Origin of the sequence: Lactococcus sp. S-13 (assembly GCF_004210295.1) — a bacterium.
Lineage (GTDB): Bacteria > Bacillota > Bacilli > Lactobacillales > Streptococcaceae > Lactococcus.
Genome location: NZ_SDAK01000001.1, coordinates 1,458,445 through 1,472,187 on the forward strand (window position 1 = coordinate 1,458,445; position 13,743 = coordinate 1,472,187).

Annotated in this window: 18 protein-coding genes; 1 reads left to right on the top strand and 17 read right to left on the bottom strand. The window is 41.4% G+C overall.

Annotated features, from left to right (window positions below; genetic code table 11):
- From rpsC to rpsJ, 8 genes are all read right to left on the bottom strand, one after another.
- Entirely contained in the window at positions 1-654 is a 654-nt protein-coding gene (gene rpsC / locus EQJ87_RS07245) for a 30S ribosomal protein S3 (RefSeq protein WP_003129960.1), read from the bottom strand.
- A gap of 12 nt (positions 655-666) precedes the next feature.
- The gene (gene rplV, locus EQJ87_RS07250) at positions 667-1,014 is read right to left on the bottom strand and encodes a 50S ribosomal protein L22 (RefSeq protein WP_130123986.1); all 348 of its coding nucleotides are present in this window, start codon (positions 1,012-1,014) and stop codon (positions 667-669) included.
- A gap of 15 nt (positions 1,015-1,029) precedes the next feature.
- The gene (rpsS, locus tag EQJ87_RS07255; protein ID WP_130123987.1) at positions 1,030-1,308 is read right to left on the bottom strand and encodes a 30S ribosomal protein S19; all 279 of its coding nucleotides are present in this window, start codon (positions 1,306-1,308) and stop codon (positions 1,030-1,032) included.
- 153 nt (positions 1,309-1,461) lie between these two features.
- A complete protein-coding gene (gene rplB / locus EQJ87_RS07260; protein WP_130123988.1) occupies positions 1,462-2,298 on the bottom strand; it encodes a 50S ribosomal protein L2 in 837 nt (278 codons plus the stop codon).
- A gap of 15 nt (positions 2,299-2,313) precedes the next feature.
- Positions 2,314-2,607 carry a 50S ribosomal protein L23 gene (locus tag EQJ87_RS07265; protein ID WP_130123989.1) on the bottom strand — a complete coding sequence of 98 codons (294 nt, stop codon included), beginning with the start codon at positions 2,605-2,607 and terminating at the stop codon, positions 2,314-2,316.
- On the bottom strand, positions 2,607-3,233 hold the full coding sequence (rplD, locus tag EQJ87_RS07270; RefSeq protein WP_130123990.1) for a 50S ribosomal protein L4: 627 nt from the start codon (positions 3,231-3,233) through the stop codon (positions 2,607-2,609). The genes EQJ87_RS07265 and rplD overlap by 1 nt, the downstream gene beginning before the upstream one ends.
- 25 nt (positions 3,234-3,258) lie before the next feature.
- Positions 3,259-3,882: a 50S ribosomal protein L3 gene (rplC, locus tag EQJ87_RS07275; RefSeq protein WP_130123991.1), complete on the bottom strand. Its 624-nt coding sequence runs from the start codon at positions 3,880-3,882 to the stop codon at positions 3,259-3,261.
- Between the two features lie 18 nt (positions 3,883-3,900).
- Positions 3,901-4,209 carry a 30S ribosomal protein S10 gene (gene rpsJ, locus EQJ87_RS07280; protein ID WP_003129973.1) on the bottom strand — a complete coding sequence of 103 codons (309 nt, stop codon included), beginning with the start codon at positions 4,207-4,209 and terminating at the stop codon, positions 3,901-3,903.
- Positions 4,210-4,507: 298 nt separating this feature from the next.
- On the opposite strand from rpsJ, the gene mscL reads away from it, so the two are divergent.
- Positions 4,508-4,873 (top strand): large-conductance mechanosensitive channel protein MscL, encoded by a 366-nt coding sequence (gene mscL / locus EQJ87_RS07285; protein WP_130123992.1) that lies wholly within the window; start codon positions 4,508-4,510, stop codon positions 4,871-4,873.
- 88 nt (positions 4,874-4,961) lie between these two features.
- Here the strand turns inward: mscL and EQJ87_RS07290 are convergent, their stop codons facing one another.
- The 9 genes from EQJ87_RS07290 to EQJ87_RS07330 all read right to left on the bottom strand — a co-directional run bounded on the left by EQJ87_RS07290 (position 4,962) and on the right by EQJ87_RS07330 (position 13,645).
- Positions 4,962-6,179 (bottom strand): MFS transporter, encoded by a 1,218-nt coding sequence (locus EQJ87_RS07290; protein WP_130123993.1) that lies wholly within the window; start codon positions 6,177-6,179, stop codon positions 4,962-4,964.
- Between the two features lie 71 nt (positions 6,180-6,250).
- Positions 6,251-7,141 (bottom strand): Rgg/GadR/MutR family transcriptional regulator, encoded by an 891-nt coding sequence (locus EQJ87_RS07295; protein WP_130124616.1) that lies wholly within the window; start codon positions 7,139-7,141, stop codon positions 6,251-6,253.
- Positions 7,142-7,184: 43 nt separating this feature from the next.
- A complete protein-coding gene (locus EQJ87_RS07300) occupies positions 7,185-8,474 on the bottom strand; it encodes an MATE family efflux transporter (protein ID WP_130123994.1) in 1,290 nt (429 codons plus the stop codon).
- Positions 8,471-9,949 carry a threonine synthase gene (thrC, locus tag EQJ87_RS07305; protein ID WP_130123995.1) on the bottom strand — a complete coding sequence of 493 codons (1,479 nt, stop codon included), beginning with the start codon at positions 9,947-9,949 and terminating at the stop codon, positions 8,471-8,473. Before thrC ends, EQJ87_RS07300 begins: the two co-directional genes overlap by 4 nt.
- A 163-nt stretch (positions 9,950-10,112) precedes the next feature.
- Positions 10,113-10,670 (bottom strand): transcription termination/antitermination protein NusG, encoded by a 558-nt coding sequence (gene nusG, locus EQJ87_RS07310; RefSeq protein ID WP_130123996.1) that lies wholly within the window; start codon positions 10,668-10,670, stop codon positions 10,113-10,115.
- 195 nt (positions 10,671-10,865) lie between these two features.
- Positions 10,866-11,225, bottom strand: a complete 360-nt coding sequence (locus tag EQJ87_RS07315; RefSeq protein ID WP_130123997.1) for a DUF1304 domain-containing protein — start codon at positions 11,223-11,225, stop codon at positions 10,866-10,868.
- A 100-nt stretch (positions 11,226-11,325) separates the two neighbouring features.
- Positions 11,326-11,520, bottom strand: a complete 195-nt coding sequence (secE, locus tag EQJ87_RS07320; RefSeq protein ID WP_130123998.1) for a preprotein translocase subunit SecE — start codon at positions 11,518-11,520, stop codon at positions 11,326-11,328.
- Positions 11,521-11,638: 118 nt separating this feature from the next.
- Positions 11,639-11,788 carry a 50S ribosomal protein L33 gene (gene rpmG / locus EQJ87_RS07325; protein ID WP_058213298.1) on the bottom strand — a complete coding sequence of 50 codons (150 nt, stop codon included), beginning with the start codon at positions 11,786-11,788 and terminating at the stop codon, positions 11,639-11,641.
- 39 nt (positions 11,789-11,827) lie between these two features.
- Positions 11,828-13,645: an acyltransferase family protein gene (locus EQJ87_RS07330; RefSeq protein ID WP_130123999.1), complete on the bottom strand. Its 1,818-nt coding sequence runs from the start codon at positions 13,643-13,645 to the stop codon at positions 11,828-11,830.
- Positions 13,646-13,743 lie beyond the last annotated feature (98 nt).

Sequence of the window (13,743 nt, forward strand, 5' to 3'; positions counted from 1 at the left end):
TTATTTTTCTCCTTTCACAGATTTTTTAGTAGGGAGAACTTCACCACGGTAAATCCAAACTTTAACGCCGAGTTTACCGTAAGTTGTGTCTGCTTCTTCCCAAGCGTAGTCGATGTCCGCACGGAGTGTGTGGAGTGGAACTGTACCTTCTGAATATCCTTCAGCACGGGCAATATCAGCACCATTCAAACGACCAGAAACTTGAGTTTTGATCCCTTTAGCACCAGCGCGCATTGCACGTTGGATAGCTTGTTTTTGAGCACGACGGAAAGCGATACGTGCTTCGAGTTGTTTAGCAATTCCTTCACCAACAAGATGAGCGTCCAAATCAGGTTTTTTGATTTCAACGATGTTGATGTGAACTTGTTTACCAGTGAGTTTGTTGAGTTCTGCACGGAGTGCATCAACGTTAGCTCCTGATTTACCAATAACCATACCAGGTTTTGCTGTGTGCAAAGTTACGATAACTTTGTTGATTGCGCGTTCAGTTTCAATCAATGATACTGAAGCATCAGCAAGTTTAGTTTGGATAAGTTGACGAATTGCCAAGTCTTCGTGAAGGTAATCCGCATATTCTTTTTCAGCATACCATTTGGCATCCCAATCGCGAATAACGCCAACACGCATACCAATTGGATGTACTTTTTGACCCACGTTTTTACCTCCTTATTCTTTCTCAGCTACAACTACAGTGATGTGAGCTGTACGTTTGTTAATTGGTGAAGCTGAACCTTTGGCACGTGGACGGAAACGTTTCATTGTTGGTCCTTCGTTAATAAATGTTTCGCTTACTACCAAGTTAGCTTTTTCAAGACCAAAGTTATTTTCTGCATTAGCGATAGCACTATTAAGTACTTTTTCAACTTCTACAGCAGCTTTAGTCGGTGTAAATTTCAAGATTGCAATTGCATCTGCAACACGTTTCCCGCGGATAAGATCGATAACAAGACGAGTCTTACGAGGTGAAACGCGAACTGTTTTTGCAGTTGCTTTAGCTGAAGTAATTTCTGCCATTTTATTCTCCTCCTATTAGCGACGTGTTTTCTTGTCGTCAGCAGCGTGACCACGGTATGTACGAGTTGGTGCAAATTCACCGAGTTTGTGTCCAACCATATCTTCTTGAACGTAAACTGGTACGTGTTTGCGACCGTCGTAAACGGCAATTGTAAGTCCTACAAAGTTAGGGAAAATTGTAGAACGGCGTGACCAAGTTTTGATCACAGATTTTCTTTCGGCGATAACTTGAGCTTCGACTTTTTTCATCAAATGCTCATCGACGAAAGGTCCTTTTTTAAGACTACGACCCATTTTGTGAGTTTCTCCTTTAAAATTTTGTACCACTGCCGCTACTAAGGCGGAGTTGGCGGAATTTATAGATGCACTTTCGACATCTCATTAAATTTGATAAGTTTTATCAAATTTAACAAGACGCCGAGAAGGCTTCTTGCGAAAATAAGCGAATTATTTTCCGTCGTTGATACGACGTACAATAAGTTTGCTTGATTTTGCTTTCTTGTTGCGAGTCTTGAGACCAAGAGCTGGTTTGCCCCATGGAGTCATTGGTGACTTGCGACCAACTGGTTGGCGACCTTCACCACCACCGTGTGGGTGATCGTTAGGGTTCATTACAGAACCACGAACTGTTGGGCGGATACCCATGTGACGTGTACGTCCTGCTTTACCAAGGTTGATAAGGTTTTGTTGTTCGTTACCTACAACACCAATAGTAGCGCGGCAAGTTGAAAGAATCATACGAACTTCGCCTGATTGAAGACGGATAAGTGTGTATTTACCTTCAGTACCAAGTACTTGAGCTGAAGCTCCAGCAGCACGAACCAATTGTCCGCCTTTTCCTGGTTTCAACTCGATGTTGTGGATCAATGTACCAACTGGAATGTTAGCAAGTGGCAATGCGTTACCAACTTTGATATCGGCATCAGCACCTGAAACAACTGTCATACCAACTTCAAGGCCTTTAGGAGCCAAGATGTATGATTTAACACCGTTAGTGTAAACGATCAAAGCGATATTTGCTGTACGGTTTGGATCGTATTCGATTGTAGCTACTTTAGCAACAACATTGTCAGTATTACGTTTGAAGTCGATCAAACGGTATTTACGTTTGTGACCGCCACCGTGATGACGAACTGTGATACGACCAGTGTTGTTACGACCAGCAGTTTTGCTCATGCTTACAAGCAAGCTCTTTTCAGGAGTACTTGTAGTGATTTCAGCAAAGTCGCTACCAGTCATGTTACGACGACCGTTTGTGGTAGGTTTGTAAACTTTAATTCCCACGATTTTCCTCCTCTATTATTCTGCGTCTTCGCCGAAGATTTCAATAGCTTTTGAATCTTCAGTCAAAGTAACGATAGCTTTTTTGTAGCCTGATTTAGTACCAGTGTATTTACCAACACGTTTAGTTTTTGGTTTTACGCTGATCGTATTTACTGAGGCAACTTTTACACCAAAAACAGCTTCAACGGCTTGTTTGATGAGAAGTTTATGCGCACGTGAATCAACTTCGAAAGTGTATTTCTTTTGATCCATTGCAGCCATAGAAGCTTCAGTAATGATAGGTTTACGGATGATATCATAAAGTGACATTATGCAAGAACCTCCTCAATTTGTGTCAATGCTGATTGAACCACAAGGAGTTTGTCAGCAGAAACGATGTCAAGTACAGATGCTGAGTTAGCAGTTGTAACTTTCACGTTTGCGAGGTTACGTGCAGAAAGTTCTGCGAATTCGTTACCTTCGTTTGGAAGAACCACGAGTACTTTGCGTTCGATTGAAAGTGCTGAAATTACTTTTGCAAATTCAGCAGTTTTTGGAGCTGCAAAGTCAAGTGCGTCAACAGCGATCAATTTGCCATCAGCAACTTTTGTTGAGTAAACTGATTTAAGCGCCAATTGACGAACTTTTTGTGGGAGTTTGTAAGCGTAGCTACGTGGGTTCGGTCCGAAGACAGTACCACCACCACGCCATTGTGGAGAGCGGGTAGAACCTTGACGAGCACGACCTGTACCTTTTTGACGCCATGGTTTTTTACCACCACCTGATACCATTGCACGAGTTTTGTGTGCGTGTGTACCTTGGCGAAGGCTAGCGCGTTGTGAGATTACAACGTCGAATACGACTGATTCGTTTGGTTCGATACCAAATACTGAGTCGTTAAGTGTAACTTCACCAGCTTGTGAACCATCTTGTTTAAATAATGATACTTTTGCCATTATAGATTTCTATCTCCTTTCCTTCTTATTTAGCTTTGATTGCTGATTTAACAACGATCAATGATTTCTTAGCTCCTGGGATGTTACCTTTTACAAGGATAACATTCTTTTCAGGAAGTACTTGTGCAATAACAAGGTTTTGTACAGTAACGCGTTTGTTACCCATACGTCCAGCAAGTTTTTTACCTTTTGGAACTTTGTTAGCTGCAACAGGACCCATTGAACCAGGACGACGGTGGTAACGTGAACCGTGGGCCATAGGACCACGTGATTGACCATGACGTTTGATTGGGCCTTGGAAACCTTTACCTTTAGAAGTTCCGGTAACATCAACAACATCTCCAGCTGCAAATGTATCAACAGTAATTTCTGCTCCTACTTCAGCGCCTTCGAGTCCTTTGAATTCACGAACGAAGCGCTTAGGAGTCGTATTAGCTTTAGCAGCATGACCTTTGGCAGGTTTGTTAGTCAAAACTTCACGAAGTGTATCGAAACCAACTTGAGTTGCTTCATAACCGTCTGTTTCAACAGTTTTAACTTGAAGAACTGTGTTAGGAGTCGCTTCGATCACTGTTACGGGGATAAGTTCGCCGTTTTCAGTGAAGATTTGAGTCATTCCCACTTTTTTCCCTAAGATTCCTTTTGACATGAGAATTACCTTTCTTAATTAGAGTTTAATTTCGATGTTTACACCACTTGGCAAATCGAGTTTCATCAATGAATCAACAGTTTTTTGTGTTGGTTCGATGATGTCGATCAAGCGTTTGTGTGTACGCATTTCGAATTGTTCGCGTGAGTCTTTGTATTTGTGAGTCGCGCGGATAACAGTGTAGACGCTACGGTCAGTTGGAAGTGGAATTGGACCACTTACTTCTGCGTTTGTACGTTTAGCAGTTTCTACGATTTTTTCAGCAGCTGCGTCAAGGATACGATGTTCGTAAGCTTTCAAGCGAATGCGAATTTTTTTAGTTGCCATTTTTTCTCCTCTCGTCTATTGTATTCAATAGGCTAGCTCAACGGGAAAACCGACACGTTAGGTATGGCAATACCTTCGGGTGTGTCGCAACCTCTCGTTTCATCGCTACATACTGTTTTTAACAGCACTTGTCTATTCTATCAAAGGAATGTCGCCTTGTCAAGCAATTTTTGAAAAAAATTTCATTATTTTTACTCCTAGCCAAATTTTATTGCTAATGTCATTTTAATAAGAAAGCTTCCTTTGTTATTCTTTGAGTTTTTGCTATAATTTTTATAGAATACTTTATGGAGGTTTTATGTTAAAAGAATTTAAGAGCTTTATTCTGCGTGGGAACGTCTTAGACTTGGCTGTTGGGGTAATTATTGGTGCAGCTTTTACTGCTCTGGTCAAATCTTTAGTGGATAATCTAATCAATCCCTTGATCGGAATGTTTGTACAAAGCACTGCACTGGCACATCTTTCTGTGACTATTGGTAAAACTAAATTTACTTATGGTGCTTTTTTGAATGATGTCATTAACTTTGTTATTACTGCTTTTGTCATTTTCATTCTTATTAAGTCTATCAACAAACTCTTTCCCAAAAAGGAAGAGGTTGTCGAGGAGAAAGTCGATGAAGAACTGGAAACTTTACGTGAGATTCGTGACTTACTGAAGAAATAAGATGTAAAAATTACTGACAAGTTCGTCAGTAATTTTTCTTATCCGCAACTTGAACACTCACTTCAATCGCGTTCAGCTGACAGCTCTGTCAGTAAATTTTTTTGACTTTTAGAAACAAAATTGGCAAGAGCGTTATCAATGAAATCATAGCAATGAGATAAAAAGTGTTTTCTACCCCAATTATATTTGCTAAAGCCACGAAAGTCAGCACGCCCAGAGCGCTGGCACTAGAAAAGAAGGTGGAAATGCCACCACGAATGGCTGCCAGTTCTTCTTTGGGGGCATTTTCAAAAACTAGGCTGGTTAATTTGGGATTGATTTTGGCAAAACAGTAGCCTGCCGCAAAAAGCAAGATCAGAGCCAGTAACCCAAATTTGAGCAAGCTGACTGAAAAAATCGCCAGCATGATTCCCAGAAGGCTTAGCATAAAACTCAAACTTTTCTTGCGGAAAAAGTCTTTCATCAAAAGCGACGACAGCAAAACGCCAAACGAAAAAGCGAGGTTGAAGGCTGTAATCGCAAAACCATAATTATGCCCGAAAGGATTGAATTTTATCATAGCCAGTTCAATCAGCGCCAAAATGCCATTGAGCGCGAAGTTAATCAGCAGTACGTTTAATATCAAAACCAGAGCAGAATTTTGCTCACTTTTGAAAACTTGTGCAATTTGACCTAACACTTCTTTAACTGAAAAATGAAATTTTTTCGGCAGAATTGGGATAGCCAAAAATTTACGACTTTCCAGCAAAACCAAGCCAGACAGAAAATACAAAGCCGCGTTAATCAAAGCAAGATTGGCAAAGGAATTGCTTAAAAGGCCAAGCAAAGCCAACCCAACAGGTTTTCCGACGATTTCAATCAAAGAATTGCTCCCTTGAAAAAGTCCAAAAGCGGGCTGGATTTCATTTTCTTGCAGTCGCGCCTGTAAAATAGGTAACTCTAAGCCGCTTTTATAAAGAGTCAGCAACTCATCAAGCAGATTGATCAAGACACAGACCAAAAACACGGTCAGCGTGCGTTGTTCAATCAGAATTGCCACTAACACAAAGAGCACCGTTTGCAGCCAGGATGTCAGAAATAAAGCCCGTCTTTTGTCCTTCGTCCAATCCGCCAAACTGCCCAAAAAAGCGTTTAAAAGTGTCGGCAGCACCATTAGAAAAGCCGATAAAGACAGGTAAAACTGGCTGTTTGGGAAAGTTGAGGTATAGACTAGGAAGGCCAGTGTAAAGAGATTTCCGCCTAGCGTGTTGAAAATGTTGCAGAGGAAAAGTGAGCGAAAGGTGGTGTTTTTTGTGATGAGTTTCATGATGAGCCTGCTCCGATTTGTTGTTATTGCTCTACTTTACCACCGAAAATCTCTAAACAAAAAAACGTCACTTATTTGTGACGCTTTTTAATTTGAGATTTGACAAATTGCGCTGTTTCAGGATAATCTAGTTTTTCATAGACTGTCGCCAAATCCTTGAAAATCTGCGCTGCGGCTTCTTCTTCGCCAACCAAGCGCAAATATTTTGCCTTAACAAAAAGAAATTCTTTGCGATTGTAAACATCGACAACGGGGCTAGCAATCAAGCGCTCGTAGCTTTTCAAAAGTTGCTGGGCACGCTCCACTTGCCCTTTTTCGATGAATAAATGCGTGCAGTCGCGAATGATGATAACGACCAAAGCCTTATTTTCTGGGATTTGTCGGTAAAACTCGGTGCGCTTGACCAGCTCAATGGCAAATTCATAGACCAGATTGTCGGCCAGAAAGTCGTACAGCTCGGCGAAAAGATAAAGCTCGACTTGGCTCCATTCCAAAATGCTGAAGAGTTGGTCGCTGATGTCTTGCAGCTCTGCTTGGCTAATCGCGTAATCTTTGTAGGACTTGCGCGCCAGATGCGCCTTGTATTCCAAGGCTGACCAGAGGTCGGAAGGCTTCTGACTTTGGGCATAGCGCTCTTGCAGCTGCTGGTAGATCTGCTCAATTTGGGCTAAATCGCTCTTTTCTTGGAGCTGACCCAGCTTTTCAAAGAGGGCGCGGCCGCTGGGTAGCTGATAATTGCGGACGTGGTAGAGGTATTCTTCAAAAGACACGTCCAGATTGTCCAGCAAATCAGCGATTTTGGTCAGGCTAATGTCGGATTGACCCAGCTCGAAGCGCGAAACCTGCTGTTTTGACATGATGTAGCGCGACGCATTTTTGTCAGTGCCTGCTACCTGCGCCAGTGATAAATTTTTCATCTGACGAATTTGCCGAAAAACACTACCCCAGCTCTCATTTTCCATAAATTCTTCTTTCAATTTTACTGACAGCTCCGTCAGTAATTTTTTACAGTATTTTTAGTTGTCTGTCAAATTTTATTTTCAAAAAAATAAAACGGAAAAAATTATCCAGTAAAACGGCCAACCAAACTCCTTCTAGACCCATTTTTAGAGGGAGTGCCAAGATTGCGCCAAGAAGCAATCGTATGCCGAACATTCCTACGGTCGTGGCATAAAAGGGGAGGTTGGTGTTACCCATCCCTTGAAAAGCTGCGGTATAGGTAGTTGTACCTGTTACAAAAAATGTTCCCAAAAACGAGAATAAAAGGACTACACTACTTGCCTGCATAGCAACTGGGTCAGCTGTGAAAAGTGCATTTAAGACATTCGAGGCGAGCAAAATCGAAAATCCAATGACCGCCATCATGGCTGTTGATAGCCAGTAAGTCCTTTTGACATAAGATTTGATACTTTGGCGGTCTGGTTGGGCGAAAGCTTGTGCCACAAGGATAACGGTGACCGTATTCATACCAAAGACGGGCATATAATTAAACTGCGTAATGCTTTCACCAATGGCATTTCCAGCAAAGACACGCTCGCCAAGCCTGACAATAATCATCATGATGAGTAAATCACCAAGTCGCATGGATAAGCGTTCTGCCGCGGCTGGTAGGCTTAATTTGATGAGTTCGGAATTTATTTTTGCTCTGTAAAAGTGGTGGCTCGGACGTTTTTCTTTTAATTTTTGGTAGAGAAAGATTGTGCCAATCAAACGAGCAAGGACAGCGCCTAGGGCTGTTCCCAATACGCCCAGATGAAATCCAAAAATCAGAGTTGCCGAAAAAATCAAATTTAAAATATTTGCCAAAAGACTGGCCCACATGGGTGTTTTCGTATTGCCAGAAGCTCGCAGAAAAGCGCCAAAAGTCGTCATCAAGCCGAGCAGAAAAATCAAGCCTCCCACTAAACTCAGATAAATGGTAGAAAGTTCGAGTACTGACCCACTTGCCCCAAAAATCCGCAAAACTGGGTGTGCAAATAGAACAGAAAACGCGCCTAAGAGCAAGCCAATGATTAAGGTCAGCTTAACAGCAGCATCAATCAACTGTTGCTGAGCGATTTTTTGTGTCATTTTAGTGGCCAGTTTTTTAGCGAAAAGGCTAGAAACAATCGTGCCTAAAGCGATAAAAATCGCTTGGTAAACGGTAATGAGGTTGTTGGCCAAAGAGACAGCTGCCACGGCAGAAAGGCTCAGATGAGCGACAATCATGGTGTCGCTTATCCCAACAAGCATCTGTAGAAAATTCTCAATGATTGCTGGGAGAGCAAATTTGATTATTGCTTTATTGCTTTTCATTTCAGTCCGAGGTAGCGCTCAACTTCGCTTTGCATTTGGCTGACTTCAACGGTGGTTTGATGCAAAACTTCTGCTTTTTCGATACTTTTGACGGCTCGTGGCAAAGGTGTTTCGCTGAGCTCTTCTAAGGCTTTAACGGCTGCAAAATCGTCTGACGCTACGGCAGTGCTGCTCAAGGCGTTCAACACGACTTGGGGAAATTTGTATGGGCTAGCTGTGCTGACCACGACTGTTTTTCCTTCAGGAGCGAGCTTGTGGTAAACAGAACTTGCTACTGCGGTGTGTGGGTCAAGGACATAGTGATTTTTGCTAAAAGTTTCTTGGATTTCTTTGGAGATTTCTGATTCGTCAGCCCAATCTGCGATGAAATCAGTTAATTTTTCGAGCATTTTTTCAGTTAATTGGTACTGACCTTCAGTTGAGAGTGCCGTCAGTAATTGCCCTGTGGTTTGGTCATTTTCGTCAGTGAGTTCGAAGATTAAACGTTCAAGATTTGAAGACACGAGAATGTCCATTGAAGGCGAGCTAGTCACAAAAAATTCACGATTTTTGTCATAGCGACCTGTTTTAAAAAAGTCAGTCAACACATTGTTCTTGTTTGAGGCACAAATCAATTTGCGGATGGGCAGGCCTAATTTTTTGGCGTAATAAGCTGCTAAAATATTGCCAAAGTTTCCTGTGGGGACAGAAAAGTTCACACTTTCACCATTTTCAATCTGATTTTTCTTGACCAATTGGGCGTAAGCGTAGATGTAGTAGGCGACCTGCGGAATCAATCTACCAATATTCATCGAATTTGCTGACGAAAATTGTTTGCCATTTTTAGCCATTTTATCTCGTAAATCAGCTTCATTAAACATGGCTTTTACTGCTGTTTGCGCTTGGTCAAAGTTGCCGTCAATGGCAACAACATGGACATTATCGCCTTGTTGGGTCACCATTTGACGCTCTTGAATGGGGCTGACACCATTTTTGGGATAGAAAACGATGATTTTGGTCTGTTCAACGTCGGCAAAGCCTGCCATTGCTGCTTTTCCTGTATCTCCTGATGTGGCTGTCAAGATGACAATTTCATTGGTAACGCCATTTTTCTTGGCAGCTTGCGTCATTAAATAAGGCAAGATAGACAAGGCCATGTCTTTAAAAGCGATCGTTTCGCCATGAAAAAGCTCGAGTAGGTAATGCTGACCAACTTGTTTGACTGGGGCAATTTCTGGGTCGTCAAAGTTGTCACCATAGGCTGCTTTGACCATGTCATGAATTTCCGCCTTAGAAAAATCGTCAAAAAAGGTTTGCAAGACTAATTCAGCAATTTCTTGATAGGTCGCATTTTTGAGTTGCTCAAAATCAAGGGCCAGTTTAGGGAAGTCAACTGGGACAAAAAGCCCGCCATCTTCGGCAAGTCCCTGCAAAATTGCTTGAGATGCTGTTTTTTGATTTGATTTATCTCGTGTTGATTGGTAGAAAATGGCCATAGTTTTGTCCTCTGTTATATTTTTTATAATTATACCAAATATTCTGTAAACTCGCAAAGAGAATTTGCTGACGTCATTATTTTTGAACTTTCGTCAGCATTTTCTCTGAACTTTTGGTGAATTTGTCAAAAAAACCACGATTGCTCGTGGTTTTAGTTGGGTCTTATGCTTTGATTTCTTCGATTTGGTGCATATCCAACTCAACTGGTGTTGCACGACCAAACATATCAACAGTCAAGGTCAATTTATCACCGTGAATTTCTGTAATTGGAGCTTCAAAGCCAGAGAAGGCGCCGTCCACAATACGCACGCGTTTGCCAACGAAAACTTCAAAGTCAATTTCACGAACAACTTTGCCCATGCCAACCAAAATATCTTGAATTTCTTGTTCGAAAAGTGGAGTTGGTTTTGAACGGTTACCGTGTGAGCCCACGAATCCAGTAACGTTTGGCGTATTACGGACGATAAACCACGCCTCATCAGTCATGTTCATTTCAACTAACACATAACCTGGAAAGAGATTTTCTTCAACATCTTTCATCTTGCCGTTAACTTCTGTACGGATGGTTTCTGTGGGAATTTCCACGCGCAAAATCTTGTCTGCCATGTTGTAAAGTTCAGCACGATCAAGCAAATCTTCTTTTACTTTACGTTCGTAGCCTGAGTAAGTTTGGATAACGAACCAACCTTGGTCAAAACTTACCAAATTTTCTTCTGCCATTTTGTTGCACCTCAATTTTTCTATTTTTTTATTTTTTAAAATTCATTTTTTATCAGAGAATTTGCTGACGGATTTATTTTCAAACTTTCGTCAGTAAATTTGGTACAAGAAAAAGGGCCACGCCCTCATCTTATCCCCTATTATATCACATTTCTTACGAATTGAAAGCATTTTTTTAGTGAAAATGCTAAAAAATCATCGGGTCAAAATCAAAAGTACCAGCACAATCGCCGCAGGCATTGCTTGAATCAGCCATATTTTTTTCGACACCGTTGCGCCGCCATAAAGGCCCACGCACACCACAAAGCCCAGTAAATACGCCCAAACGATAAAGCCCGCATGATTTACCAAAAGTCCAATCATCACCAAGCCAAAAGCCAGATTGTAAATGCCCTGATTTGACAGCGCCAACCGCAAATGTTGATTCTCTAATTCTGCGCCTGGAAAACCAAAAGCTTTCGCTTGGCTTTCCTTTTTACCAAACATTTCCAACAGCCCGATAAAGAGATGCTCCAGCGCAATCAACACGATACAAATCGCCAAAAAAAGTTCCATAATCAACCTCATTTTCTTTTTTTAAAATTAAAAACAGCTCCTCATCAAAAAAATTGATACAGAAACTGTCTTTTTTACTGACGAAAATTTCGTCAGTGTTTTATTTGAGCAAAGGAAGCAAATGTTGCACACTGAAAGTAATTCCGTTTTGCGTAATCCAGTCGAAAATCATCAAGAAAATCAAGAAAAAGATTGTATATTCAATTACCATGAAAAAGTCACGAATTGATTGTTTTCCTGTTGGCCAAGTGGTCAATTTCATTTCCGTAATGATACTACCAATAAATTTAAACATAGCACTTTCCTACCCTGTCAACTTTTTTACTGACAGATTCCATTTCTTTTTTTAAAAGTTTTACCGACAAATCCGTCAGTAAATTCGACAATCACTGATGCAAAATTGCCCTTTATCATTAACGCGTTTCTTTGTGCAAAGTGTGTTTGCCACAAGTCCGGCAAAACTTTTTGACTTCAACGCGTTTTTCTTTCGCTACTGACGAAAGGTTAAGTGTGTAATTTCGTGAACCACAAATGGTACACGCTAATCCTGCTTTTTTTAACATATTATCTCTTATTCTATCAAATTTTATCGTGAAACGCAACTACTCTGTAACAGCAGCGAGATGCTTTGCAATCAGGGCTGCATATTCTATCGCCCCCTCACCCTTAGGGTGAATGCTGTCACTGTAAAACCAGGCCTTGTGACCTGTCGCGGCTTTATTCCAGTCGATAATCTTTAAATTTTTGTATTTTTTAGCCATCTTTTTAAGCAGAGCATTATTGGGTTTTTCCCAAACACGATCTGCGTGAACATTCAGCCAATAAACCGGCTTCGTGTCTGCGGCATCCATCACTGCGTCCACATTTTCTGGCTTAATGGTTCCATTCGTTCCCAAGCCAATCAAGAAAGCATCTGGATTCGGAACTTTCGCTTTCAAATTATTCAATTCGGTTGTGACCGCGTCAGCTTGTCGTCCAACAGCCGCATCAATAAACATTTGCGGAAAAACTTCTTGAAGATTCGTTGAACCTGCGACCATCACTGAATCCCCAAGCGCCAACACTTTCATCTTACTTGCTTTTTCAGCCACTACTGGTTGAATTTTATATTTGGAAGCCACTGTTTTTAAAGAAACTGGCACTTTGTTATTGGCCTCTTGCAGTTGTTTCTTTTGCAAAGCAGCTTGTTGCGCCATAATTCTTTTTTCAATCACTTGTTGATCATGTGGCGAATCAGGCGAGAAGATAATGAAGCCTAAAATCACAACAATCACTGCGCTCAAGGCCATTGGCAAAATATTTTTGGTTAATTTCCAGCCTTTTTGACGAATGAAAGTTTGGATAATCTCCAAAATATTGCTGTAATCAAATTTTTGCGCAGGTTGTTCAATGAAACGATAAGACAATTCGGTCAAAATCAAAATCAGAGCCAATTGCCAAATCAAATTATACCAAGCCGTCGGCTCAAGCACCTTGGCCTCAGCCAGTGCAAAAACAGGCAGTTGCCACAGATAGATACCATATGAACGCGACCCAATGTAGTCAAACAAGCGATTACTGAAAAATTTATTAGCAGTTAGTGCTGGATGAGCAACTAAAGCCACCAGAATCAAACTCAACAAGCTCACTAACCAAAGTCCGCCATAATAAGTGATCGCACTTTGTGCGGGCATAAAAATATAAGCGACAAGAAGCAACAATGAAACAAAAACCGTCGCCTGTGTTCCTTTTTTGACCTCATCAGGTTTGACTTTTTTGGGCAATTTATTCAAAGGCCAAATCAAGGCCAAACTTGCCCCCATCATCAAACTGAACAAACGCGTATCTGTCCCATAGTAAACTCGCGTTGGATCCGCACCCGGAACAAAGAGAATTGCCATCCAAATGGCCGAAGCAAACATAATCACCATCGTCAAGGCAAAAATCAGCTGACGCTTACGTAAAAACTTGATCAAAAACAAGAGCAGAATTGGCCAAACGAGAAAGAACTGTCCCTCAATTGACAAATAATAGATGTGTTTAAAGGGCGAAGCCCCCGCAATATTGGCAAAATAAGAACTTCCCTGCGAAATCTGCCACCAGTTTTGCACCGACAGTACCGCCGACATAAATTCCGAACGCAAACCTTGCCACAAGTTCGGCTGAAAGAACAAAATATAGGGGGTGACCACCAAGAAAACAACAATCATCAACGGGTACAACCTTTTAAGCCGCCGCCCCCAAAATCCCAAAATATTGATGCGCTTTGTTTTTTCGTACTCTCGCAAGAGCGAATCCGTCACCAAATAACCCGAAAGCACGAAGAACAAAACGACACCAAGAAAACCACCCTGAATGACCTTTGGCCAGAGGTGATAAAGAATAACTGTTAGTACACCAATTGTCCGTAAACCATTAAATCCTGTGATGTATCGCTTCATTTTTCCTCAAATCTCTTTTGTACGCTCCCTTTTTACTGACGAAAATCACTTTTTAAATCCGTCAGTAATTTCTCTGCGTCTCTTTCTTAATTCTACCA

What these genes read in the sequence shown, in the direction of transcription:
- rpmG (WP_058213298.1), bottom strand. Translation starts at nt 11,788, where the DNA reads ATGTTAAAAAAAGCAGGATTAGCGTGTACCATTTGTGGTTCACGAAAT.
- EQJ87_RS07300 (WP_130123994.1), bottom strand. Translation starts at nt 8,474, where the DNA reads ATGAAAAGCAATAAAGCAATAATCAAATTTGCTCTCCCAGCAATCATT.
- EQJ87_RS07315 (WP_130123997.1), bottom strand. Translation starts at nt 11,225, where the DNA reads ATGGAACTTTTTTTGGCGATTTGTATCGTGTTGATTGCGCTGGAGCAT.
- rplD (WP_130123990.1), bottom strand. Translation starts at nt 3,233, where the DNA reads ATGGCAAAAGTATCATTATTTAAACAAGATGGTTCACAAGCTGGTGAA.
- EQJ87_RS07295 (WP_130124616.1), bottom strand. Translation starts at nt 7,141, where the DNA reads ATGGAAAATGAGAGCTGGGGTAGTGTTTTTCGGCAAATTCGTCAGATG.
- EQJ87_RS07290 (WP_130123993.1), bottom strand. Translation starts at nt 6,179, where the DNA reads ATGAAACTCATCACAAAAAACACCACCTTTCGCTCACTTTTCCTCTGC.
- mscL (WP_130123992.1), top strand. Translation starts at nt 4,508, where the DNA reads ATGTTAAAAGAATTTAAGAGCTTTATTCTGCGTGGGAACGTCTTAGAC.
- rpsJ (WP_003129973.1), bottom strand. Translation starts at nt 4,209, where the DNA reads ATGGCAACTAAAAAAATTCGCATTCGCTTGAAAGCTTACGAACATCGT.
- EQJ87_RS07330 (WP_130123999.1), bottom strand. Translation starts at nt 13,645, where the DNA reads ATGAAGCGATACATCACAGGATTTAATGGTTTACGGACAATTGGTGTA.
- rpsS (WP_130123987.1), bottom strand. Translation starts at nt 1,308, where the DNA reads ATGGGTCGTAGTCTTAAAAAAGGACCTTTCGTCGATGAGCATTTGATG.
- rplV (WP_130123986.1), bottom strand. Translation starts at nt 1,014, where the DNA reads ATGGCAGAAATTACTTCAGCTAAAGCAACTGCAAAAACAGTTCGCGTT.
- rplC (WP_130123991.1), bottom strand. Translation starts at nt 3,882, where the DNA reads ATGTCAAAAGGAATCTTAGGGAAAAAAGTGGGAATGACTCAAATCTTC.
- secE (WP_130123998.1), bottom strand. Translation starts at nt 11,520, where the DNA reads ATGTTTAAATTTATTGGTAGTATCATTACGGAAATGAAATTGACCACT.
- nusG (WP_130123996.1), bottom strand. Translation starts at nt 10,670, where the DNA reads ATGGCAGAAGAAAATTTGGTAAGTTTTGACCAAGGTTGGTTCGTTATC.
- EQJ87_RS07265 (WP_130123989.1), bottom strand. Translation starts at nt 2,607, where the DNA reads ATGTCACTTTATGATATCATCCGTAAACCTATCATTACTGAAGCTTCT.
- thrC (WP_130123995.1), bottom strand. Translation starts at nt 9,949, where the DNA reads ATGGCCATTTTCTACCAATCAACACGAGATAAATCAAATCAAAAAACA.